We start from the raw sequence: 24,630 nt of genomic DNA, 5'->3' as shown, positions 1-24,630 counted from the left end.
AAAAACATTCCCCCCATGGTAACGCCTTTGCAGCATAAAGTCAAAAACCTTATGCTACACACTTTCTGAAAAAATATTGCTATCAAGTGACTCTTTACCAATGTTGCCACGTCATTAGAAATTTGTTAAGCTCTAAGGAATTTCGTTTACCAATATCTTCGGGACCTTGGTTATGTTCCTATTCACAAAAGACTTGCTGGACTATGTAGAAAAGCACGGAATAAAATTCATAGATTGGCGGTTCACTGACTTGCTAGGAAGGTGGTATCATATCACTCATAGCACCAATTTCTTAGATCCAGGAGTTTTCACATCTGGTGTTGCTTTTGACAGTTCTTCAGTTCCAGGATGGCAGCCCATCGAGGCGTCTGATATGCTTCTGGTGCCTGATATAAGCACTGCGTTTGTAGATCCTTTCTCTGCGCAGGCGACGTTGTCTGTAATCTGTAATGTTGTTTGTCCTGGTGACCGGACTGACTATTCACGTGATCCAAGGTATACGGCACGTAAGGCTCATCACTACCTGGTGTCAAAGTCCATCGCTGACAAGTGCTTTTTTGGGCCCGAAGTTGAGTTTTTTGTTTTTGATCGTGTGCGCTTTGCAGCAGAGTCACATAATTCGTTTTTCAAATTAACATCGGTAGAGAGCTCATCTGGAGCGTCGAAGAGGTTTGACTCAAGTCATGGATATGGCTTAAAGGAAAGAGGTGGTTATCTCTGTTCTTCACCGATGGACTCTTCTCACGACATGCGTTCTGAAGTGCTTTCTATGCTAGATGAAGTAGGCGTTAAGCCGTTGCTTCACCATCATGAAGTGGCTTCATCGCAGTGTGAAGTTGGGTTCCATCATAACGAGTTAGTTGCTGCTGCGGATAGTGTGCAGAAGTGTAAGTATGTGCTTAGAAATGTGGTGGGCTCATACGGAAAAAGCGTCACTTTCATGCCTAAGCCGGTGGTTGGTGATAACGGTAGCGGTATGCATTGCCATCAATCATTATGGAAGGATGGTAATAACATATTTGCCGGTGATAACGGTACAGCTGGGCTTTCAGATACGTGTCTTTACTATATTGGGGGTATTCTTGCCCATGGAAAGGCGCTGAATGCTTTTGCTAATCCGTCTACTAACAGTTACAAGCGTCTTGTGCCGAATTTTGAGGCTCCAACGTGGCTTGCGTATTCTCATGGAAATCGTTCGGCAGCTGTACGGGTGCCTTTTGTGCCGAGTAATAGTGTTGCAGCGCGTCGTATAGAAGTGAGATTTCCGGATCCGTTGGCGAATCCATACTTGTGTTTTGCATCGCAGCTGATGGCTGGGTTGGATGGTATAAAGAACAAGATTATGCCGCCAGAGGTGCAGGGTAGGTCATTATATGACATGAGTGAGGACGAAGTTCGAGGTTTGTCATCAGTTTGTTTCTCGCTGGAAGAGGCTTTAGAAGCTCTAGACAAGGACAGAGGGTTTCTTGTAGAAGGTGGTGTTTTCACTAATGACCAAATAGATGCTTATATCAAGCTGAAGAGGCAGGAAGCTCATGAGTTACGTATTCATCCGCATCCAGTGGAGTTTTCTAATTATTACGCGTTATAGCGCTGGTGGCCGATCGGGTGTAGGGGTAGTACTGGGGCATGGCCTTAGGTGTTTGAGTTTTGTGCACGACAGATGCGCTAGCCTGTGAGCTGAGTTTTTGTTGTGCGCCCGATGTGTTATTGTGTGGCGTGGTATCCTTTTAGTGGTTTCGTCTGGGTGCAGGTTTGTTACGCTTAGTTGCCTTCCATTGGGCGGCACGCGCGAGTAAGTGGAGAGGATGGGAGTGCCAAATACTTTTTCCAGTGCGTTAGATGATTTGAAGCTTCTCGTTGCTTCTGAGTTACAGGAGATGGAGAGTCTTATTGTGAAACAGCGGCATAGTGAGGTTCAGCTTATTGCTGACATAATACAACATCTCATATTGTCTGGTGGAAAGAGGACTAGGCCGGTCATGCTTTTGGCTGCATGTGGTATGTTGGGTTGTACCGATGCGAGAAGAATAGTGGTTGCTGCCGCTATAGAATTTCTACATAGTGCAACTTTGCTGCACGACGATGTTGTGGACAAGAGTGACATGCGTCGTGGAGTGGAAACTGCGAACAGTATCTGGGGCAACAAGGCGAGCATTTTGGTTGGGGATTTTCTTTTCGCGACTGCTTTTCAGTGGATAGTCTCGTGTAATAGCATACAGTTGCTATCTGTGCTCTCGAACACTGCGAGTATTATAGTTTCTGGAGAAATGCAACAACTGGTACATAGCTCTAGTTTAGATATCTCGCGTACCAAGTATTTAGAGATTATATCTTCCAAAACTGCTGTCTTATTTTCGGCAGCGTGTGAATCTGCCGCTGTTTTACACGATGTGGGAACGCTGCAGCGAAATGCTCTGAGGGATTGGGGATTTAATTTTGGCATAGTATTTCAAATTTTGGATGATATCTTGGACTATACAGCGAATCAAAATGAATTAGGAAAGCGCACGTACAATGATATCGTGAGTGGTAAGGTAACTCTTCCATTAATTATAGCTTACGAAGGTGCATCGGAAAAAGATCGCATAGGATTACGCGGTGCATTGTCTAGAGAGCGCCCTGATCCGGATCTTGCTTTTTCTTATATCATGGCACAGAACGCAATAGAAAAATCTGTAGGACTTGCAAAGGAGTACATAGCTATTGCTGAGAAGCAGCTCTCTCATTTTCCTGATTCAGCGTACAAACAAAAGCTGCTCAACCTACTTAACAGTGCCGTGAACAGACGTTTTTAAGGGCTTGTTTTTGGCTAAGGATTGAGTTCTCCGGTTCATTGGTTATCGTACATCGTATTGCGTATTAGCTCGGGTACGCCCTTTAGGGTGTTTTATCGTGATACTCATGACATAATGTAGAGTATGGGGTGTACTCACTCACACTTTAACGGCAAACCCTACTAATTCTCAAGCAAGATGGAATTTACGTGCAACATGCGTAGCTATGGAGAGTAGCGTTGATGGTTAATCAGGGTTTACGTTGCTCGTATAACCACATCAAATGCAGATATATTCTGCATCTCTACAAATGCATGTCCATAACTAGCTTGTCAAAAGCATTATGGATAAACGCTTTTGCATTCATTAACGTGTATAGAGCGATGCATACTTTGGGGAGAATATGTTTGAACAATCTATGAGTTTTTAGATTTATATCGGGCAAACATCTAAGTGAAAGCAACTGTTGACATGTGTGATACGTAAAGCTGGTACACTACATGGGGGTTTGGTGCTAAAAATATTAGTTATTGACCTAGCAAGCTTAGGAGTGAGTGATGTTCTAAACACTATCCTAAATTCCTCTCGAAGTACAGATCACCTTTCTGAGGTCAGCGGGGAGATTTATATATAGCAAGTATTTTTCATGCTGGGTAAGAGTATAAAGCCACTGTACTGATCTACTAGGTATGGAGAATCGCTGATCGTAGTCTGTTTCGGAGTGATGCAGCTCCAATTTTGCCTAGTTACTTTCTACGGGCATATAGGGTTAAAGACGTACGGATTGTGCTGTACTCGTCAACAACACCAACGAAGTTTCCACCGAGACCAACACAAGCATAAGGGACAACACCTAAACCTTCACTAAGAAGATCATAACAAGCATTGACCATCACAGAAGTAGAAGAAACTGCCCTAATCTCAACAACTTCACCCCCTTCAATAGTCTTAGCTAGTAACCCTGCTACTATGGTTTTTTCTTCACGATTAAGAGCTACTAGGTCTGTGGCTACGGCGTTGGCATTGTCGTTTTGTTTAGCCTGTTGTACTGCATCCTTAGCAGCTGTTGATGTTGGCCAGTTCTTGCCATCTTTTAGAGTATTCTCTGCAAAGTCTCTTAAAACTTGTGGAGTAGTCTGTGCGGCAGTCTGTCCACTTGTGTGAGTAGAGCCATGCCCACCACATAGTGCTGTCCCCCTTTTCGCTTGATCGTTTTTAGCGTCAGTTTCTTCGGCATACACCCCATAGCTATTAGCATTACTGCTTCCCTTCTTCGTCACACAAACCTTGCCATCGATATTAGAGTGAGAAATATTAAGAGTCTTAGCAAACTGAACGATGTCTTTACCGGAGGTTTTGGCCAGAGCAGCGGCAAGGTTATCAGTCTGCCCAGTAACAACATCATAAGCTAACTCCTTAGCTAGTAGATATACTGTATCAGCTTCATCTTCCTTACTACCACTATCTCTAATACCCTTGGTCTTCCTTTTAATAATAAGAGTTATTGCTTAGGATCTTGATATACCTGTGATTTAAAGTAGTTGAGCCGGAAGATCATCATAAACGCCATCTCCCACAACGCGATGGTAGAATCCACCCGCAAAAGCGGAGATTTCAGGAGAGAGCTGATAACTCAAGCCAGCCTTTAACCTATAAGCAAGCTTAGGAGTGATATGCCCATCAACCACGCCGACGAAGTTACCCCCAAGACCAACACAAGCATAAGGAACAACGCCTAAACCTTCACTAAGAAGATCATAACAAGCATTGACCATCACAGAAGTAGAAGAAACCGCCCTGATCTCAACAACTTCACCCCCTTCAATAGTCTTAGCTAGTAACCCTGCTACTATGGTTTTTTCGTCTCGATTAAGATCTACCAAGTCTCTAGCCATAGCGTTGGCGTTGCTATTAGGAGCACCCACCACAGGACCACTACTGCTCTTCCCAGCCTGACCAGTAGGCCAGTTTTTATTCTCCGACAACCCTACAGCACTCACAAACTTACTCAAAAACTTTTGGTCTGCTCCCGCGCTTCCGCTGCCTAACCCGCTACATTGCGCAGTATTGTTATCAGTTTGGTGTGGTTTTTCATGATACGTCGTTCCTTGACCAGCTTGCAACGCTGCATGTTTTCCACTACAAACCTTCCCATCGATGGTAGGGCTAGAAATTTTCACAGCATTGGCAAACTGAACAATATCCTTACCGGAGGTTTTGGCCAGAGCAGCGGCAAGGTTATCAGTCTGCCCAGTAACAACATCATAAGCTAACTCCTTAGCTAGTAGATATACTGTATCTGCTTCATCTTCCTTACTACCACTATCTCTAATACCCTTGGTCTTGAAGCGCTCGTAACCAATCTCAAGCTCAACCCTGGCACCACCAATACCATAACCAACACTGCCTTCCATAGCTACAAGCATGTTGTCCTTAAACCCAATCCGAGGATCAGGTGTGTTCCAGTCAAACTTGTTAGACTCTAGCTTTACACTCTTTCCATCCTTTAAGTATGGATATACTGCCTTAGTCTCTCCGTTACTCTCCCTTATACTAAAATCTCTTATCTTGCTAAACGCTGGACTGTAATCCAAACCAACATAGAAATATCCCGCACCACCAGTCTCCAAAGCGCTAACGTCATCATGAGCCCTGACATCATTCCCAGCCATGACTATAGCCATAGACATCATTACGCTTCCTAAAAATAGCTTACTTCTAGATCTCATATACTAACTCCCTAATAGAAGCGGGGTAAGTTTGACTTACCCCGCTTCCAACAAACCACCTTAAAAAGCGAACCTAACACCAAATTCCCCACCGACATAAGCCATGGAGAAGTTAGCAACAGCAGTATCCTTAGTACGGCCCGCCGGACTAGTATCATCTACAAGACGTTGAGCTGGCAGATCATCATAAACACCATCTCCCACAACACGATGGTAGAAACCCCCAGCAAAAGCAGAGATTTCAGGAGAGAGCTGATAACTCAAGCCAGCCTTTAATCTATAAGCAAGCTTAGGAGTGATATGCCCATCAACAACGCCCACGAAGTTACCTCCGAGACCGACACAAGCGTAAGGAACAACGCCTAAACCTTCACTAAGAAGATCATAACAAGCATTAACCATCACGGAAGTAGAAGAAACCGCCCTGATCTCAACAACTTCACCCCCTTCAATAGTTTTAGCTAGTAATCCTGCTACTATGGTTTTTTCGTCACGATTAAGATCTACTAGGTCTTTAGCTACGGCTTTGGCGTTGTCGTTAGTTTCAGGAGGAGGTTTCTTATCATGCGCTTTAGCAGTAGACGTAGGCCAATTCCCGTTTCCATCCTCTTTTAGAGTTTTCTCGACAAAGTCCCTCAAATACTGCGGTCCCGTACCCCCACTCGTGTGTCCCTCACCAGCACATAGTGTGGTCGTACTATCCGTAGCTATATCAGATTTTGCGCCATACTTCCCAAAATTATCCGCAGCCCCGCTTTTCGGCTTCGTCTTACAAATCTTCCCATCAATATCGGAATGAGAAATTCCAAGAGTCTTAGCAAACTGAACAAAGTCTTTACCGGAAGTTTTGGCAAGAGCAGCAGTAAGCTAATCAGTCTGCCCAGTAACAACATCATAAGCTAACTCCTTAGCTAGTAGATATACTGTTTCATCCTCTCTAATAATACTTTTCCTCTATCCCTTATACTCTTTATCTAATAATAAGATTTATTACGTACGTAGGCTTGGTATACCTAGCGATTCATAGGCAGTTGTCACACTTATCAGTGTTTTCTAATCAAGATCGTATTGCAGTGATATGTTCCAGAGTTTCATAGATGCACCCCTAATAACATCTCCAGAGACTGTAAGACAGCTGGAACCTGTAATGCATGCAACACCATACGCATCAGACACAGATTAGCTTTCCTCAAAGTGCAGATAACCTCTGGAAAGTTTTAGAGGAGATTCTTAGATAGCAAGTATTTCATGCTGGGTAAGAGTATAAAGCCACTGTACTGATCTACTAGGTATGGAGAATCGCTGATCGTAGTCTGTTTCGGAGTGATGCAGCTCCAATTTTGCCTAGTGACTTGCTGTGAGCATATAGGGTCGAAGCCCAACGGATTGTGATATGCCCATCAACAACGCCCACGAAGTTACCACCGAGCCCGACGCAAGCATAAGGAACAACACCTAAACCTTCACTAAGAAGATCATAACAAGCATTGACCATCACAGAAGTAGAAGAAACTGCCCTGATTTCAACAACCTCGCCCCCTTCAATAGTTTTAGCTAGTAACCCAGCTACTATGGTTTTTTCATCAGGATTAAGGTCTACTAGGTCTTTAGCGACAGCTTTTGCATTGTCGTTAGTTTCAGATTTAGTCTTAGGTGAACTCTCGGTCGCCCTAGATGTTGGCCAGTTTTGGCCCCCATCTTTCAGAGATTTCTTTACAAAGTCCCTTAAAACTTCGGGAGCAGCTCCACCACCACTACTATTTTTACCCTTACCACCACATAACGATGTCTCACTCGCACTCGCCTGGCCTGTTAACTCCCCATACACACCGTAGCTATCCGCACTCGTGTGCCCTAGCGTAGTCTTACAAACCTTCCCATCGATATTAGGATGAGAAACCCCAACCGCCTTAGCAAACTGAACAAAGTCCTTCCCGGAGGTCTTAGCAAGAGCAGCAGTAAGCTTATCAGTCTGTCCAGTAACAACATCATAAGCTAACTCCTTAGCCAGTAGATATACTGTATCAGCTTCATCTTCCTTACTACCACTATCTCTAATACCCTTGGTCTTCCTTTTTAATAATAAGAGTTATTGCATGGGATCTTGGTATACATAGTGAACAATGTACTTAGTAAAGACCTAATTATGTCAGCTCATTGTTGATAGTACTGTACGCACAAATAACAAGTAGGATAAGCTGCTCTTGGCTTTTATCCTTACCTACGGATTTGCTGTATGCTGAGTATTAGAGAATACATTAGATATCGGAACATGGATTCCTGTGACGAGTCTGAAAGTTTACACTGTACCTCAGCTTCATGTAACCTGCGTAAGATTAACTGTACCATCTGATAGGGAACAGTAGAAACATGTTTCTTTAATTGAGCCACAAGGCGAAAAAATATGGGAGGCTGGACAGATTTTACTGCCGTATTAATATCACATCCACTTCTAACTTTCCTTAGCAAGTACTCTAACGTCATAAAGTATTTGATGCTTGACCTTATTATAAGCACCGCTGCAATCTTGTTTTGTAGAAGCGCATCAGCAGCTCTATTAAAGCTCTTTAAATTCCCGTCGGCTATCGCAACACAGATGTCGTCCAGTGCAGGGTCAAAGTCCGCAGCAAAGCTCTCCTGAAGATCTTCTATAGATAGATTTCTTTTCGTGCCCAGATACAGTAGTAGCTTTTCCAACTCAGGTTGTATGCAAGCATTGCTTGTCTGCAGCAAGTTACACAAAAGAGCAAATGTCTCAGTATTATAAGTAACCTGATTTTCAGCAAGAAACTCTGCTACTATATTGTTGATGTTATCTTCCTTGTAACAAGCAATGGCTGCGTACATTACATGATTGTTGTAATATGTGCGGAGCGAAGACGTGCTAGATAGTTCTTTAGCCTGCACTATTACGTAGCAGTGACAGGGATTTAAGTTATCAACAGCAGTCCTTAAATCAGGGCTCAAGGAATCTTTCGCGTCTGTTAGGATCACCAAAGACTTTTGATGGAACATGGGTACAGTTGATAAATCTACAAACAATTGCTCAGGTTCCTTGCTGGCATGTGAGAATTCTGTACGCAATACTGAAAATTCTTCTTTGCATGTAAGAAGATTTATGATTTTTTGTGTGTAATGGCTTATTCTGCTGTAATCATTACCATACAATAACACACTGCCATAAGCCCCAGGATTACTAAAAAAGTCCTTCAGTTTTGATGCAGTGACTTTCACGTAACTCCTCTTCGGTGATTTTCCTAAGCACTGGTTCCTAGGCCAACAGACCCATGAAATGATATTGGTATTGTGACATTGAGTGAAGAGAAAAATAGACGCATACCTAAAAAGTATATCTTGCTACAGCTCTTGAGGGAGATTGCTCGCCCTGATATCAGTGGCAAGACGAAGCTTGGTAACAGCAATCAAGATTGGAGGCTATCGCCGATACTACCCGTGATAGGTCAAGCGAAGCTGTAGAGTGGGCTGTTCTTCACCAAAAGTGTTGAGTGACTTTGTGCTTGCAACGCTAAAAGGAGATGGTAGAAGAATTGTCTCATTTCGCCAGCTGCAAGTATTGGAACCCCCTAGGCCTGTTAGAAACTACAACACCGCAGCTATAGCAGAAAAAGACCTAGTAAAGTAAGTCACTCCTGAAGAAAAAACTATCGTGGAGGTCTATTCGCTTAATAGTAAAGAGCAAGTTTCATCCGATCTTGATTACACGCGCTTCATTTACAAGTTGACTAAGTAACCACGCTATTCCGCATATCCAGAAGCAGTCTCAGGTATGCTTTGTTTAGTAATTTTAGATCTTAGGATGTAGTGTCAGCTTTTGTATGTCTTGTTCTGCCTATGGGTTAACCTTGAGGTACCATAATGGGGGTTTTATATCCAGGACCCTTGATACTATGTATGTCTTGAATGTAATTATCAGGTAGTCTTGCTCATATTAGTGGTTCTATTATTGCGCTATTTATGGATCAATTATTTGATAGACGCGATAATTGTTTCCTGAGGTATTGGGAGAATTAACCTATAAAAACCCATTGCAAAGATATCACTGAGATACTGTTCTGTGGAATATCTTTCAGTTTCGAAAACATTAGTGAATGTTCTCTCAAAGCTGAAAACCAAATCTCGATACCGCGGTTATTATTGGACGTAAGCTATTATTAGGAAGCGTAATGATGTCTATGGCTATAGTCATGGCTGGGAATGATGTCAGGGCTCATGATGACGTTAGCGCTTTGGAGACTGGTGGTGCGGGATATTTCTATGTTGGTTTGGATTACAGTCCAGCGTTTAGCAAGATAAGAGATTTTAGTATAAGGGAGAGTAACGGAGAGACAAAGGCAGTATATCCATACTTAAAGGATGGAAAGAGTGTAAAGCTAGAGTCACACAAGTTTGACTGGAACACACCTGATCCTCGGATTGGGTTTAAGGACAACATGCTTGTAGCTATGGAAGGCAGTGTTGGTTATGGTATTGGTGGTGCCAGGGTTGAGCTTGAGATTGGTTACGAGCGCTTCAAGACCAAGGGTATTAGAGATAGTGGTAGTAAGGAAGATGAAGCTGATACAGTATATCTACTAGCTAAGGAGTTAGCTTATGATGTTGTTACTGGGCAGACTGATAACCTTGCTGCTGCTCTTGCCAAGACCTCTGGTAAAGATATTGTTCAGTTTGCTAAGGCGGTTGGGGTTTCTCATCCCGGTATTGATAAGAAGGTTTGTGATGGGGGTCATGCTGCTATAAAGGCTACGAAGGGAAAAGCATACGTTGCGGAATTAACGAGTACATACAGCAATGAAGAGACTACACAGTGTAGCGGTTTAGGAAACACATCACAGGCAACGGGACCTAAATCTTTGAGTGGGTTTGTCAACACTGTCAAAGTCGGTGAGGGTAAAAACTGGCCTAGAGGGCGAGCAAGCGACGGCAGCAGCAAGAACATAGAAGGTGACCCTAATAGCAACGCCAAAGCTGTAGCCACAGACCTCACAAAGCTCACCTCTGACGAAAAAACCATAGTAGCAGGGTTACTTGCTAAAACTATTGAAGGGGGTGAGGTTGTTGAAATTAGGGCGGTTTCTTCTACTTCTGTGATGGTTAATGCTTGTTATGATCTTCTTAGTGAAGGTTTAGGCGTTGTTCCTTATGCTTGCGTTGGTCTCGGTGGGAACTTCGTGGGCGTTGTTGATGGGCATATCACTCCTAAGCTTGCTTATAGGTTAAAGGCTGGGTTGAGTTATCAGCTTTCTCCTGAAATCTCTGCTTTTGCTGGGGGTTTCTACCATCAGGTTGTTGCTGCCGTTTCTTCAAGGAGATATTAAGAGATCTTCCTGTGATGAGCACAGGGAATATGCGAGCATATCTGCTGCAAGCGTGCATTTAATCAAGGTCTGTAGAAGCATTATTGCAACGTTGTATCATCACTAACGTACTAGGGTTACGTCCCAATTGAATTGACACCAACATTGCTATGTTGTAAACGAGGTTCTTACTTTACGATGTAATTTTGAGTTGTTGATATGCCAGTGAAGGTCTTAATGCCTGCCCTCTCGCCTACTATGAAGAGTGGTACAATAGCGAAGTGGCATAAAAATGCCGGAGATGCAGTAAAACCCGGGGATATAGTAGCGGATATTGAGACCGACAAAGCGGTGATAGAGTTTGAATACGCGGATGAACCTGGTGTAATGTACAAAATCCTCAAAGAGGAAGGTAGCAAAAATGTGGCTGTAAACCAGAGCATTGCTGTTATTAAAGTAGATGGAGATGAGGAAGCGGCGTTGCTGGAGATGGTGCATTCTGCGGAAGGCGCGTCAGGTAGTGTTTCGAATGAAGCGGCTTCGGCAGCGTTGCAAGCTACGCCAGCCAAGGTTGCGGGCGATATGGTTGCTCCTAGTTCTGCTAACAAGGCGAGTGAAACAGCGCATATTACATCTGGTAGTGATAGAGTTAAGGCTAGTCCATTGGCGAAGAAGCTAGCTGCTCAGCTGTCAGTGGATATCAGTAAGATAACTGGTTCTGGGCCATATGGCAGAGTAGTGAAAGCGGATGTGCTGGGTGCTTCTGTGCCCACTAGTGATACGACTATACAAGAGGGTAGTCGCGTTGTTGAAGTCAGTACCATGCGCAAGGTTATATCTGAACGGCTTGCAGAGTCGAAGCGCAATATACCACACTTCTATCTAGCAATAGATTGTATGGTGGGTGAGCTTTTAGAGGTACGATCTAGGATCAATAGCAACGCTGAAGCTTTGGGGACCAAAATTACTGTTAATGACCTTGTGATAAAGGCAACTGCATTAGCTGCGCGGGAGTTTCCGGAGGTTAACGCTTTATGGGCGGGAGATAAAATAGTATACCATCAGAATGTGGATATTGCATTTGCTGTGGCTTTGGATGATGGTTTACTTACCCCGGTTATTGCTGGTGCTGATAAGATGACTTTGTCTGAGCTTTCTAAGACGGCGAAAAGTCTTGTTGCCCGTGCTAAGGACCGTAAACTCCTGCCTCATGAGTTCCAAGGGGGCTGTTTGACAATCTCAAACCTTGGTATGTTTTGTATCAAGGAGTTTTATGCAATAATAAATCCTCCTCAGTCCTGTATTATGGCTGTTGGGCAGTCTGAGAAGCGTCCTGTGGTTGTGGATAATTGTGTGGTTGCTGCGGATGTTATGTCAGTTACCTTGTCGGTGGATCATAGGGTAATAGATGGAGCGTTGGCAGCTAAGTTTTTGAACAGATTCAAATTCTACATTGAAAATCCGCTGGCTATGCTGGCTTAGGGTAGAAACCCTTATAACGGCGTTATGCATGGTCATAGTGCTGTTGTGGTGGTTTTGTGCCGTAGTGTGTGAGGGGCATATTGAGCTATCTCTTGTCGTATGATTGTATTTCATTGTTGAAATTAGAGATCTCTGCCCTATAATTGGAGAGTGAGCACTCGGCGCAGCGCTGGGTGTACATTTGTCTTTTGTATGATTTGCAGTGGCATTATGGGCTTGAGTGAACCGGTTGAGAGTGTTTTGGATTTTTACGACAGTGAGAACCCAGGTGTTAAAACTAACCTTGTGAGGATGCTGACGCATGGCGCTCTTGCTGGTACGGGTAGGCTGCTTATTTTACCGGTAGATCAAGGGTTTGAGCATGGTCCTGTGCGCAGTTTTGGCGTAAATCCTAGTGCTTGCGATCCGCATTACCATTATAGGCTTGCGAGGGATTGTGGATTTAGTGCCTATGCGGCGCCTTTGGGTATGTTGGAGTGTGGCGCGGCGATGTATGCAGGGCAGATTCCAACCATACTGAAGCTCAATGGTTCTACGGCGTTAACTCCTAAAAGTACTCCCCCTACGCAGGTGATTACGGCTTCGGTTAAGGATGCCCTGCGTCTTGGATGTGTTGCTATAGGCTTGACCATATATCCAGGGTCAGAATCGTTTTTCTCGATGGTAAGGGAGGTTAAAGAGCTAATACATGAGGCGAAGATGTGTGGGTTGGCTGTTGTTGTATGGTCATACCCGCGCGGTGGCGATATATCTAAGGAAGGCGAGACTTCATTGGATATTATATCGTATGCAGCGCACGTTGCTGCCTCACTTGGAGCGCACATTATCAAGGTGAAGTTACCTACTGCACGTATAGAACGTGATAATGTTGAACCTGATATGCTATCTTCTTTGGCGCAAAGGGTGGCATATGTTAAGAGGTGTTGCTTCGCGGGGCGAAGAATGGTAGTGTTCTCTGGTGGGGATACTAAGGACGATGAAAGTTTGTTCCAAGAAGTAGCTGCTGTGAGGGCAGGTGGAGGTGATGGGTCTATTATAGGCCGCAACACGTTCCAGAGATCCGAGAAGGATGCTGTCTCTCTAATTTCTAGTATAGTAAAGCTATATAGCTAGTTCAGGCTGGGTGGCAGAGTGGTTTATGCAGAGGACTGCAAATCCTTTTATACCGGTTCGATTCCGGTCCCGGCCTCTCCTGAAGATCCAGAGTGAAGAGCGCATAGTAGTGTGATTTTATTGGCGCGGGTTGCTGGATTGCGTCGATATTCTTTTCCTTCCTTTCTTGCGACATGCTTGGTTATGTGATGGTTCTACAATGTGCATGCTCTGCAGCTTTCGTATTGCGTAGGATACAAGGTTGTTATTGTTGGGAGCTGCGGCAATGTTAGGAGATGTTGTGTGGTAATATCTTCTTAGTTATTGGCAAAAAGGTTTCTAGTAAGGATGTAAGGCGCATTGCTTTGAGAACGAAGCGTACATGCAGTGGATAAGTCGACTAGTGCAAATTCCACAATGCTGCGATAGTTTGAGTGATGTGTCTCCGCTGCATGTAGAATTGCGGAAGAGTATTATTAGAGAGAATGAAGTAGATACAGTATATCTACTAGCTAAGGAGTTAGCTTATGATGTTGTTACTGGGCAGACTGATAACCTTGCCGCTGCTCTTGCCAAAACTTCTGGTAAAGATATCGTTCAGTTTGCCAATGCTGTTAAAATTTCTAGCCCTGCCATTGATGGGAAGGTTTGTACTGGAAAGCATGCTGACCTAGCGCCTGGTGCGAATGGGGGGAAAAAGTTTGTTGAGGATACAGGAGGCGATTTAAGCACAGACGGGGATACGACACAGTGTAGTGGTTTAGGACATAGTACTACAGGTAGTATAACGGGGCCGAAGTTACTTAGTGCTTATGTCGACACTGTGAAGATTGCTGAAGGTAAAGGCTGGCCAACAGGCAGAGCAAATTCGAACAGTACACAGAAGAAGGGTGCTCCTAATAGCAACGCCAACGCTATGGCTAGAGACTTGGTAGATCTTAATCGAGACGAAAAAACCATAGTAGCAGGGTTGCTAGCTAAAACTATTGAAGGTGGTGAGGTTGTTGAGATTAGGGCGGTTTCTTCTACCTTCAGCATGGTTAACCTTGGGTATAGAAATTGGGGTTTTATAGTTATAGGGAGCCTCACCATGCAGAGTTCGGAAGTTACTTTCGAATACTCTGTGAAGTATAAGTATGCGTATTACATATAGATCTCTAGGTAGACAAAAAGCCTGCACAATAAACCTTACTTTTAGCATAAGACTAAGAAATTAGGAAAAAGCTCAAGTGTTCTTCCTTTAGCAAAGAATATCGAATGGGGAGATTAAGCGTTGCGGAAGTGCATTACACAAACCATCTTTCACTCTGAGTACCCTAGTTAAGGTAAGTTACTAGGCAAAATTAGTGCCGTATCACTCACGAACAAACTACGATCAGCTATTTTCCATACTGAGCAGGTACGTACAGCGGCTTTATAATCTTACCTACCTTGTAATAACATTCTACCTCATGAACTCCCCACAGACTTTATAAAGGTTATCTGTACTTCGAGAGGAAGCTAATCTGTGACTAATACGGATGGTGTTTAGTACATCACTCCTAAACTAGCTTATAGGTTAAAGGCTGGTTTGAGTTATCAGCTTCTCCTGAAATCTCTGCTTTCGCGGGGGGTTTCTACCACCGCGTTGTTGGAGATGGTGTCTATGATGATCTTCCGGCTCAACTACAGTGTAAATCTCAAAAGCAATAAGGAAAATAATCTTCTGTCGCCTTGAACATTTCTCCATCAATCAGTAAGACAACTTGAGCAAGTATCATGCACTCTCTAGAATTGCCAACCCATACAATCGTTCCACCATAGATTCTCATTATCCCGCTGTGAATGCTCCAGTCAAGCTACTAGCATGGAACTAGAGCACACATAATGCTGATGGCTCAGCGCCAAAAGATTCCCATATTGATTTACAAGACAAATATAATGCTCTTTAACCATTCCAGCCACATCACACTGTGACACAAGCACGAGAGACCTACATGCCTATATCCTTACAGAATGAAACATGTGAACAAAGGAGACAAGCTGCTCTTAGAGAAGACGATTAAGACCCACCACCAGTTTTAGCGCCAAACATCATACTCAGGACATTACCATCCATTCTTGGTGAAGATTCTGGCTTAGCAATCCCCTCTGTATCACTAACAAGGCGATCCAATATATCAAGACCTACCTCTTTATACTGTAGCTCACGACCCACAAACCTCAGAGAAACTTTGACCTTATTTCCCTTCTCTATGAAGGATTTCAAATTGTTCAACTTGATATTGTAGTCATTGTCCTCAATGTTTATCCTGAACTTAAGCTCCTTGACAGCAGAAGACCTCTGCTTTTTCGTTACACCATGCTTTTTCTTGTTGTACTTTTGCTTACTGTAGTTGTATACCTTGCAAACTGGATACTCGCCCTCACTGACAACTTCAACCAAGTCCATACCAGCACGAGCTGCAACAGCCAAAGCCTCTTCTATGTCTACTACCCCAACCATAGTTCCAGTCTCGTCAACGAGACGAACCCTCTTCGTAGTGATAGCATCGTTTATTCTAGGACCTTTTTTATCCACTTTTAACCCACTTACCTAAACACTAAAGCACCTGACGGATGCTAACATAAGTCACTAACGTTTTCAACGCTTTATCAGCCTCCATGCTACACGCATTGCTCGTACCGTAATGACGCACAGACACAGTACAGTCAGCTGTCTCCGCCGATCCAACCACCCATAATACAGGAATTTTGTTAAAAATGGATTTACGTATTTTTTGCCCGATACTCTCCTCTCCACTATTCAATTCTACACGAATATTATGCTCCCGTGCCTTGTTTGCAAGAGTAGTTGCATATTCTAAAGCGTTACTATTCACTGTTAGAATTTCCAATTGTACCGGGGCCAACCAAGCCGGAAGATTACCAGCATAACTTTCTATCAAAATCCCTATAAAACGTTCCAAAGTTCCCAGTATCGCTCTATGGATCATCACAGGATGGTGCTTATTTCCATCAGAACCAACATAGTATGCACCTAAACGACTCGGTAGTACAAAGTCTAACTGTATGGTTCCACACTGCCAATTTCTTCCTAGAGCGTCTTTCAAGGTGAATTCCAATTTTGGACCATAAAATGCGCCATCTCCCTTGTTTATAGTGTATTTAACACCTTCGTCATCCATGGAATCCATGAGAGAACGCTCTGCCATATCCCACATCTCATCACTGCCTATTCTCTCCTCAGGACGGTCAGATAGCTTTACATCTATGTTCTTGAAACCAAAGTCGTTGTAGACCTCCACTAGAAGCTTGTAAAATTTTCTTACCTCGTCACGTATTTGATCATGTGTGCAGAAAATATGCGCATCATCTTGTGTAAATCCCCTAACTCTCATCAATCCATATAGAGAACCAGAAGGCTCGTTTCTATGACACATTCCAAATTCAGCCATACGGATAGGCAGATCTTTATAGCTCCTTGTTTTTGATTTAAATATCTGAACGTGGCAAGGACAGTTCATAGGCTTTATGGCTAACTCTTGCGAGTTTTGATCACTGACTATAAACATGTTTTCACGGAATTTTTCCCAATGCCCTGACTTCTCCCAAAGCTTGCGATCTAACATTATGGGCGTCTTTATTTCCGTATATCCGTTCTCCCGAAGCTTTTTCCTTAAATATTCCTCTATGGTACGGTACAATGTCCATCCCTTATCATGCCAAAACACTTGCCCCAGCGCTTCATTCTGTATGTGAAACCACTCTAAATCCTTCGCTATTTTGCGATGATCTCTTCTTTCTGCCTCTTCTAAAAGTTTGAAATATGCATCAAGTTTTTCCTTGTTTTCCTGAACAACCCCAGATATGCGCTGCAGCATTTTATTTTTGCTATCTCCAAGCCAATATACACCCGACAACTTTGTAAGCTTTAGAGCTCCTATATATTTAGTTGATGGAACTAAAGGGCTATGATTCTGGAAAATATGGCTACCACAACGATAAACAATAATGTTCTCTTGAGTGTTCTGCTCTAGGATTTCTAGTTGATAAGTCTCAGAGTTATTTTCAAAAAAAGTAATGGCTTCCTTCTTTGACCAAGTTTCCCGTACAAACTTCTCGTCCTTGCGTACGATCTCTTCTATCTTTTTCTCAATGTCTTCGAAGCTCTTTTCTGACAATTTAGTCTCAGAATCGAAATCCAAATAAAACCCGTCTGACGTTTCAGTACATACAGCCAACTTCATATTCGGAACAACTGAGCTCACTGCCATGGCGGTTATAAACGCAGTACTCTTGCGTAAGATATTTATTCCTTCTTCACAATCGATCAGCACAGGATTAACGACGGCACTGGCAGCTATTGTGCTCGCAAGATCACACACTTCCCCATCTATGTAAACTGCTATTACAGACTCTACAATGTCTGAAAATATGGTTGAAACCACTACCGACGCAGTTATGGGTTCAGAGAAGCTACATGATCTATCATCTCCATAATAAGAAGTGGTAATATTTATCATCTTTGGCATCTTTCAAAGGAAACACTAGTATAATAGTACATTTCTATGTATGGGCACGTTTTATATGAATATTAGTGTTGAACTCATAAAAAAAGCAGAAACGTGTGTAAGGTTACTTCATAATAAAAAAATACAAATAGCATTTGCTGAATCATGCACAGGAGGCTTACTTTCCTATTTGTTCGCTGCAGTTCCCGGTGCTTCCAGAGTATTAGAATGTTCCTTAGTTACATATTCAAATTCAGCAAAAACTGATTTCCTAGATGTTCCAGAGGAATATATAAAAAACTATGGAGCTGTCAGTAAAGAAGTAGCCGCACGCATGGCAGAAGGAATAATAAAAGCAAGAAAAAGAGTAGAAATGGCCATCTCAATAACAGGGATAGCAGGACATGCAAAGCATATGCACGACACAACAAATGAAGAAGGAGTAGGTACCGTGTTTATAGGATACGCGAGACGAGATGATAAGACAGAAATCTTCCCATTCCAGTTCGGCAACCTAACACGGCACGAAATCCAACATAAAACTGCAGAAAAAGCCCTCGAGATAATACTACTAGAAACCTCCAAGGAATAACTACACCACAAACCAAACTAAGCAGTCTTCTTGCGTGTTGTAGTTCTCTCTTTAATCCTAGCAGCTTTACCAAACAACTCTAACAAGTAGTACAACTTAGCCCTACGGACCTTACCAGTACGCACGAGCTCCACACTTTTCAAGTTTGGAGAATGCGTAAACACCTGCAATTGTATACTTTCATTGTGACTAATCTTACGCAGTGTAAAAGAAGAATGTAACCCTCTATTCCGCTTCTTTATGCACACTCCCTCAAAAGTCTGAATCCTCCAGCCAACACCGTCGAACACGTTAATGTTGACCTTTACAGTGTCTCCTGGACGAAACTCAGGTATATCTAGGTTCGTAGCAAGGCGTAACTGTTCTATTTGTTTATTATTAAACTTTTCAAGTAACCCACTCATTTCCTATTCCACGTCATTTTCACCATATCTATCTTTTAGCAAGTCCGGTCGTCTTGCAGCAGTAATCGAAAGAGAAGCATTTCGTCTCCACTTTTCTATTTCTCCATGATTCCCAGTAAGAAGGACCTCTGGAACCTCCATCCCCTTCCAGGAAGCTGGCCTAGTATACTGGGGGTATTCAAGGCTACCCTCCATACTTTCCTGCTTTAAGCTCTCTGCATTACCTATAACTCCTGGCACCATTCTAACACACGTGTCGATAATTACCATTGCAGCTAACTCACCACCAGAGAGAACATAATCTCCTATGCTAACTTCCTGCAATTTGTAAAAATCTACCACTCTCTCATCAATACCTTCAAAGCGCCCGCAGAGTAAGGTTATATTGTCAAAATTCATAGTTTGTCTAGCGATATCTTGAGTAAAACTTACACCTCGAGGAGAAGTAAACATAAGTTTAGTATTCGGATGCAGAGACAAAACTTCATCTATGCATCTTCCCAACACATCGGCCCTGAGAAGCATGCCTGGCCCCCCTCCATAAGGGGTATCATCAACAGTATTATGTTTATTATTCGCAAAGGCTCTAATATCAAAAACGTTCAACGTCCACAGCCCTTTTTTCAGAGCAGAACCCAGATTAGATACGCCAAGAGGGCCGGGAAACATTTGCGGAAAGATTGTTAGAACGTTGAAGATCATTTGTATACTCCAACAATTTCTGGAGGCACGATAGTCATTTCTCGTGTTTTCATATCTATGGATGGAAAAATATTTGAAGTAAAAGAGAACATCTCCTTCTTTCCTTGAGGAGTAGATATTTCTACTATATCACCTGAGCCGAAATTGAACACTTCGGTTACTATTCCAAATATTGTATCATCCGGCAGCTTTACAGATAATCCTATGAGCTCATCCTTATAGAATTCGTCATTTTTCAGTTTGGGCAAGCAGGAAGAAGATACATAAAGCTTCTTGTTTTTCAACGCTTCAGCAGAACATCTGTCATCTATTCCGCTAATCTTAGCAATAACACAACCATTTTTGATGACTGACATTACAGACACTTTCAAGGACTCAGAACCATCGGTAAGAGGGCCATACGCAGCTATATCAGATGGATCATGAGTAAAAGTCTTGATCTTGACACACCCCCGCACCCCATGCGCGGCATAAATCACACCAAGTAGAATAAACGTGTCATCAATATTCACAATATCTCAGAGAGTTTTCATGACTAGAAGACAATTCTACTCCTGTATGCTTAACTTATCAATTTTTTACACAAGAAAGCTATAAGCAGCATGCTAAAAATAGCCTTCAAAGGCAACTTTACTATGCATGATGTTGCACTCCTACTATTTTGATTCCCCTAGATTCATAAACATCATCACCAACAACGCGATGGTAGAAACCGTTAGCAATAGCAGTATCCTTAGTACGACCCGCCGGACTAGTATCATCTACAAGACGTTGAGCCGGCAGATCATCATAAACGCCATCTCCCACAACGCGATGGTAGAATCCACCCGCAAAAGCGGAGATTTCAGGAGAGAGCTGATAACTCAACCCAGCCTTTAATCTATAAGCAAGCTTAGGAGTGATATGGCCATCAACCACGCCCACGAAGTTACCGCCAAGACCAACACAAGCATAAGGAACAACACCTAAACCTTCACTAAGAAGATCATAACAAGCATTGACCATTACGGAAGTAGAAGAAACCGCCCTGATCTCAACAACTTCACCCCCTTCAATAGTCTTAGCTAGTAACCCTGCTACTATGGTTTTTTCTTCAGGGGTTAGCTCCTGTACTAGGTCTTTAGCTACGGCTTCGGCGTTACCATTCGTATCGCCGAGCACATTAACGTTGTCGCCATCATTAACGTACCCCGTTGGCCAATTCTTACCTTCTCCAACCTTTGTTTTGTTAACAAACTCAGTCAAGCCCAATCCTCTCTTGCCGGCTTTGCCGGTTCCCATACCACTACACTGAGCCGTCTTATTCGTCTGTGACGCGCCACCATCCGTATAGTCGGCCAGTGAGCCATTATCTCCACTCTTTTTTCCCCGTGCATGACCCCCATCACAAACCTTCTTATCAATACCGGGATGAGAAACCCCAACCGCCTTAGCAAACTGAACAATATCTTTACCAGAGGTCTTGGCAAGAGCAGCAGCAAGGTTATCAGTCTGCCCAGTAACAACATCATAAGCTAACTCCTTAGCTAGTAGATATACTGTATCAGCTTCATCTTCCTTACTACCACTATCTCTAATACCCTTGGTCTTGAAGCGCTCGTAACCAATCTCAAGCTCAACCCTGGCACCACCAATACCATAACCAACACTGCCTTCCATAGCTACAAGCATGTTGTCCTTAAACCCAATCCGAGGATCAGGAGTGTTCCAGTCAAACTTGTGTGACTCTAGCTTTACACTCTTTCCATCCTTTAAGTATGGATATACTGCCTTTGTCTCTCCGTTACTCTCCCTTATACTAAAATCTCTTATCTTGCTAAACGCTGGACTGTAATCCAAGCCAACATAGAAATATCCCGCACCACCAGTCTCCAAAGCGCTAACGTCATCATGAGCCCTGACATCATTCCCAGCCATGACTATAGCCATAGACATCATTACGCTTCCTAATAATAGCTTACGTCCAATAATGACCTCGGTGCTTGGATTACATTTTAGCTACAGCAACACGTATATACTAATTGACTAAGATTGCAGAGTGAGCTTTATGTCACCTATACTCAAGTCTACGTAACCTGTCGGTAATTTCGATGTTTCTAACATGCATAGTCCCCAATTTTCTGTAGATGTTATCATTTCACCGACACATTGCTGATTTACAAAAATTTCTCCCGTCTGTGGAAGACTTATACCACTCTCAGAAAAGACAGTGCGAAGTGTTTTTTTCGCACCAATTCTGTGCATCCTCGCAACCACTTCCTGCCCTGTATAGCAGCCTTTTGTGTGGCTAATAGCGTTGAGCTTATCTAATCCAAAATGTAGAGGGAATGATTCCCCGCTTACCATATCAGTGGCACAGTTGGGTATAGTATTGACCATTCTCAACATGCTGTATTCAGTGTTGGTTTGTGATGTGGGCATGTCATATTGTACGGAACTTGTATGAGGTACTATGTATCGCACACCCATATTTACACACCGTGGATCCTGAAAAACAATAGTACCATCTTCCAAAGTTTTCGTATAACCAGGGTCTCCCAAACGTTGCTTAGTGTCCAAAGCTACAGAATACTCGTCACAGCTCTTGATTTTTACTTTTAATACTACCCGATATAGTCGCAAAAGCTCTATTATCGGCATTATAGCTTCGCGCTCACAGTCCAGAAGAAAGTGCTTGTCACATTTTATCAAAAAGAAATCAAACAAAAATCTTCCCTTTGAGTTGAGAATCAAATTGTATACCGCCGAAGGAGATTCCATCTGGAGCACATCGTTGGTTGTGATGTTATGTAAGAACTTCGCAGCGTCTGCTCCTGAAACTTTTATAACACCACGACTTTGACTCAAAAACATCTTACCTCCGTGTACTCCACGCTTCTATGAGGTGGATGATACTGACACATGGAATATAATTCAAATAATGCTTTGCACATCTATAACGTGTCTCTTTTTCTTTGAGGCCGTATTTTTAGCCATGCATTGTATATTCCAAAAGTACCCCCTATAACTAGCATTGTGCAACCAATCCAGACAAGGCTAATAAGAGGTTTGTATCGCATCTGGACTGAGATACCTTTTTCAAGATCTGTATCACCAATTACCATGTATATATCGGCTAAAAAACCATGATACGTGCTGCTGATCACATTGCGCGTGCCTTCTACGTGGTAGAATCTATTTTCTGGAAAAAGTGTATGTAGTACTTTTGGGGAATCAGCTTTAGTAATAGAAAATCTTCCTACTAAAGCATCGTAATACTCCTGAGAAATAATAGAAATATCTTCAAATACAGCTTGAAAATCATGGACGCTAATAGTATCACCCACCTTCATATACTGATAACTTTCAGCCTGATAGGTGCTAGAGTATATGATTCCTGCAGTTAATATTGCTACTCCGAGATGCCCTGAGAGCATTGCGCACCTACCAGGACGTAGAGCGCTCCTAATAGCAGTCCATGATAGGGGATCATGTAATTTGCTGAAAAAGTCCTCGATAATGGAAGAAAATAAAAAACATGCAAGCAGAATAAGTATTCCCGAAATTCCGTAATATATAGCCAAGGGTGATAAAATAGCGGCAAAGGCCGTAGAAATCTTAAAACTTAGCTTAAATGTCTTATAGCCATCCCAACCTATACAAGGTAACACAATTAACATGCTTAGCAGTCCGGTATGTAAAACGCTAAAAATGTTACTATAGTAAGGATATCCCACAGAAATCGTCTCTCCTGTGAAGAATTCCCATAAAATTGGATATACCGTGCCAGTGATAATGGTAGAAAAAGCTATCAGAAGTAATACTGCGAGACCAACCAAAAGCGTTATTTTTGACGCATAACGGAAGTCACAGCTTTCATCTCTTTTTATGCAATACATTATAAATATTGTGTAGCAAATTAGGACGATAACACTTATGAAAACGAGGATGAAAACACCGCGTGTATCGTCAAAAGCGAAAGTGTGCACAGAAATTAATAATCCGGAACGCACTAAAAATGTGCTGTATAAGCTACTTAGAAAAGTAGACACCGCAAGAAAATATGTGAAGTTACAATATACTCTACTCTTCCTGACAATTGGCAACATATGGATTAGCGCTGTACTAAGAAGCCAAGGTAGCAACACAACATTCTCCACAGGGTCCCAGGCCCAAAAACCACCCCAGCCCAGGACTCTATAGGCCCACCAACCACCTAGAGCGACACCAAGTGTCAGGAATGACCACGCATTCAGCACCCACACTCGAATTATTTTAGCCCACTCTACGGGATCGTAATTGAGTATGAGAGCTGCAATGGTAATTGATAACACTGGAGCCAACCCCGTATAGCCACTAAACAAAATGGGGGGATGTATAGTAAGGCCAATATCTTGTAATAAAGGGTTAAACCCAAGACCATCTTCGGTAAGGGAAAACACCCGCAAAAAGGGATTGGCGAATATCGCACCAAAAGCTGTAAATCCTGCTAGCATGAGGTGCTGTGCAGTAAGAGCTATTCTTTTAAGGTTATCAGCCTTCTTATGAGCAAATTCCATGACGGCAGTATACACACTTAGGAGCCACAAAAATAGAAGGTAAGACCCCTCATAATTCCCCCATACACCGGTAATCTTGTATAGTATTGGCTGTAGAGAATGTGAATTATTGAAAACGTTCTCGAACGAGAAGTCATCCACAATCCTTAAGTATATAAGAAAGCCTACAGAAGCGCTTAATAACCCCGCAACTGCATAAGACATGTATGCACCAAGGGCAGCAGATAATCTCACTGATACGGGGTATAGTAACGACAATATACAAGGAAGTATGAGAAAGGCTACGAAACCATCAACGAAGTACTGCATTATGGCATAGGAATAGAATTAGGAATACGCCATTATATCCTTCTAGTCCTCTAAGTACTAGATACAAGATTAGCAATCCTGGTTTATAAATCTATGGTTGTTCTAATGTGTTTTTCTTGAGTGTTATTCTCAGGTAGGATTGCTTATATTAGTGGTGCTATTATCGCGCTATTTATGGATCGATTATGTATAGACGC

Annotated in this window: 20 protein-coding genes, 1 tRNA gene and 5 pseudogenes; 11 read left to right on the top strand and 15 right to left on the bottom strand. The window is 42.7% G+C overall.

The features are described from left to right. Positions 1-172: 172 nt before the first annotated feature. Entirely contained in the window at positions 173-1,591 is a 1,419-nt protein-coding gene (gene glnA, locus APHWEB_RS02775) for a type I glutamate--ammonia ligase (protein ID WP_020849477.1), read from the top strand. A 223-nt stretch (positions 1,592-1,814) separates the two neighbouring features. Then, positions 1,815-2,798, top strand: coding sequence for a polyprenyl synthetase family protein (locus tag APHWEB_RS02770; protein ID WP_048651632.1), 984 nt, complete (start codon positions 1,815-1,817; stop codon positions 2,796-2,798). Positions 2,799-3,523: 725 nt separating this feature from the next. Here the strand turns inward: APHWEB_RS02770 and APHWEB_RS02765 are convergent. The 6 genes and pseudogenes from APHWEB_RS02765 to holA all read right to left on the bottom strand — a co-directional run. Continuing rightward, positions 3,524-4,261 (bottom strand): annotated as a pseudogene (locus APHWEB_RS02765) (P44/Msp2 family outer membrane protein); the annotation flags it as partial. Between the two features lie 48 nt (positions 4,262-4,309). Further along, on the bottom strand, positions 4,310-5,506 hold the full coding sequence (locus APHWEB_RS02760; protein WP_045895545.1) for a P44/Msp2 family outer membrane protein: 1,197 nt from the start codon (positions 5,504-5,506) through the stop codon (positions 4,310-4,312). A 60-nt stretch (positions 5,507-5,566) separates the two neighbouring features. Continuing rightward, positions 5,567-6,460 (bottom strand): annotated as a pseudogene (locus tag APHWEB_RS07005) (P44/Msp2 family outer membrane protein); the annotation flags it as partial. A gap of 99 nt (positions 6,461-6,559) precedes the next feature. Beyond that, complete coding sequence (locus APHWEB_RS07000; RefSeq protein WP_020849481.1) at positions 6,560-6,682, bottom strand: hypothetical protein; 123 nt, start codon at positions 6,680-6,682, stop codon at positions 6,560-6,562. 109 nt (positions 6,683-6,791) lie between these two features. After that, positions 6,792-7,577, bottom strand: a pseudogene (locus APHWEB_RS06995) (P44/Msp2 family outer membrane protein); the annotation flags it as partial. 146 nt (positions 7,578-7,723) lie between these two features. Continuing rightward, positions 7,724-8,740: a DNA polymerase III subunit delta gene (holA, locus tag APHWEB_RS02745; protein WP_020849479.1), complete on the bottom strand. Its 1,017-nt coding sequence runs from the start codon at positions 8,738-8,740 to the stop codon at positions 7,724-7,726. Positions 8,741-8,812: 72 nt separating this feature from the next. Here holA and APHWEB_RS06325 point away from each other — a divergent pair, with 72 nt between their 5' ends. From APHWEB_RS06325 to APHWEB_RS06315, 8 genes and pseudogenes are all read left to right on the top strand, one after another. Further along, the gene (locus tag APHWEB_RS06325) at positions 8,813-8,983 is read left to right on the top strand and encodes a hypothetical protein (RefSeq protein WP_011451281.1); all 171 of its coding nucleotides are present in this window, start codon (positions 8,813-8,815) and stop codon (positions 8,981-8,983) included. A gap of 1 nt (position 8,984) precedes the next feature. Further along, positions 8,985-9,149, top strand: coding sequence for a hypothetical protein (locus tag APHWEB_RS06320; RefSeq protein WP_020849140.1), 165 nt, complete (start codon positions 8,985-8,987; stop codon positions 9,147-9,149). 541 nt (positions 9,150-9,690) lie between these two features. Continuing rightward, positions 9,691-10,842, top strand: a complete 1,152-nt coding sequence (locus APHWEB_RS02740) for a P44/Msp2 family outer membrane protein (protein ID WP_044128637.1) — start codon at positions 9,691-9,693, stop codon at positions 10,840-10,842. Positions 10,843-11,040: 198 nt separating this feature from the next. Beyond that, complete coding sequence (locus tag APHWEB_RS02735; RefSeq protein ID WP_011451285.1) at positions 11,041-12,303, top strand: pyruvate dehydrogenase complex dihydrolipoamide acetyltransferase; 1,263 nt, start codon at positions 11,041-11,043, stop codon at positions 12,301-12,303. Between the two features lie 210 nt (positions 12,304-12,513). Beyond that, positions 12,514-13,416, top strand: coding sequence for a class I fructose-bisphosphate aldolase (locus APHWEB_RS02730; protein ID WP_021799145.1), 903 nt, complete (start codon positions 12,514-12,516; stop codon positions 13,414-13,416). Between the two features lie 4 nt (positions 13,417-13,420). Beyond that, positions 13,421-13,492: transfer RNA gene (locus tag APHWEB_RS02725), tRNA-Cys, on the top strand. A gap of 384 nt (positions 13,493-13,876) precedes the next feature. After that, positions 13,877-14,449 (top strand): annotated as a pseudogene (locus APHWEB_RS02720) (P44/Msp2 family outer membrane protein); the annotation flags it as partial. Between the two features lie 477 nt (positions 14,450-14,926). Further along, a pseudogene (locus APHWEB_RS06315) lies at positions 14,927-15,087 on the top strand (P44/Msp2 family outer membrane protein); the annotation flags it as partial. 141 nt (positions 15,088-15,228) lie between these two features. On the opposite strand, the gene APHWEB_RS06990 reads toward APHWEB_RS06315, so the two are convergent. The 3 genes from APHWEB_RS06990 to thrS form a co-directional block, all read right to left on the bottom strand. Continuing rightward, entirely contained in the window at positions 15,229-15,354 is a 126-nt protein-coding gene (locus tag APHWEB_RS06990) for a hypothetical protein (RefSeq protein WP_279311687.1), read from the bottom strand. 82 nt (positions 15,355-15,436) lie between these two features. Next, positions 15,437-15,955, bottom strand: coding sequence for a translation initiation factor IF-3 (gene infC, locus APHWEB_RS02715; protein WP_011451289.1), 519 nt, complete (start codon positions 15,953-15,955; stop codon positions 15,437-15,439). A gap of 22 nt (positions 15,956-15,977) precedes the next feature. After that, positions 15,978-17,900 (bottom strand): threonine--tRNA ligase, encoded by a 1,923-nt coding sequence (gene thrS, locus APHWEB_RS02710; protein ID WP_044104371.1) that lies wholly within the window; start codon positions 17,898-17,900, stop codon positions 15,978-15,980. 64 nt (positions 17,901-17,964) lie between these two features. Here thrS and APHWEB_RS02705 point away from each other — a divergent pair, with 64 nt between their 5' ends. Continuing rightward, on the top strand, positions 17,965-18,480 hold the full coding sequence (locus APHWEB_RS02705) for a CinA family protein (RefSeq protein ID WP_011451291.1): 516 nt from the start codon (positions 17,965-17,967) through the stop codon (positions 18,478-18,480). 17 nt (positions 18,481-18,497) lie between these two features. Here APHWEB_RS02705 and rplS read toward each other — a convergent pair whose 3' ends face one another. The 6 genes from rplS to APHWEB_RS02675 all read right to left on the bottom strand — a co-directional run bounded on the left by rplS (position 18,498) and on the right by APHWEB_RS02675 (position 24,358). Further along, positions 18,498-18,884: a 50S ribosomal protein L19 gene (rplS, locus tag APHWEB_RS02700; protein WP_011451292.1), complete on the bottom strand. Its 387-nt coding sequence runs from the start codon at positions 18,882-18,884 to the stop codon at positions 18,498-18,500. A gap of 3 nt (positions 18,885-18,887) precedes the next feature. Beyond that, positions 18,888-19,586 carry a tRNA (guanosine(37)-N1)-methyltransferase TrmD gene (trmD, locus tag APHWEB_RS02695; RefSeq protein ID WP_011451293.1) on the bottom strand — a complete coding sequence of 233 codons (699 nt, stop codon included), beginning with the start codon at positions 19,584-19,586 and terminating at the stop codon, positions 18,888-18,890. Next, positions 19,583-20,098, bottom strand: a complete 516-nt coding sequence (gene rimM / locus APHWEB_RS02690) for a ribosome maturation factor RimM (RefSeq protein WP_011451294.1) — start codon at positions 20,096-20,098, stop codon at positions 19,583-19,585. The genes trmD and rimM overlap by 4 nt, the downstream gene beginning before the upstream one ends. Before the next feature lie 121 nt (positions 20,099-20,219). Beyond that, positions 20,220-21,524 carry a P44/Msp2 family outer membrane protein gene (locus APHWEB_RS02685; protein WP_021799147.1) on the bottom strand — a complete coding sequence of 435 codons (1,305 nt, stop codon included), beginning with the start codon at positions 21,522-21,524 and terminating at the stop codon, positions 20,220-20,222. A gap of 87 nt (positions 21,525-21,611) precedes the next feature. Beyond that, positions 21,612-22,439 (bottom strand): CAF17-like 4Fe-4S cluster assembly/insertion protein YgfZ, encoded by an 828-nt coding sequence (gene ygfZ / locus APHWEB_RS02680; protein WP_011451296.1) that lies wholly within the window; start codon positions 22,437-22,439, stop codon positions 21,612-21,614. A gap of 80 nt (positions 22,440-22,519) precedes the next feature. After that, positions 22,520-24,358 carry a heme lyase CcmF/NrfE family subunit gene (locus tag APHWEB_RS02675; protein ID WP_162183397.1) on the bottom strand — a complete coding sequence of 613 codons (1,839 nt, stop codon included), beginning with the start codon at positions 24,356-24,358 and terminating at the stop codon, positions 22,520-22,522. Between the last annotated feature and the right edge of the window lie 272 nt (positions 24,359-24,630).

Origin of the sequence: Anaplasma phagocytophilum str. Webster (assembly GCF_000964685.1) — a bacterium.
GTDB lineage: Bacteria > Pseudomonadota > Alphaproteobacteria > Rickettsiales > Anaplasmataceae > Anaplasma > Anaplasma phagocytophilum.
This window is presented reverse-complemented; position numbering and strand designations above follow the sequence as displayed.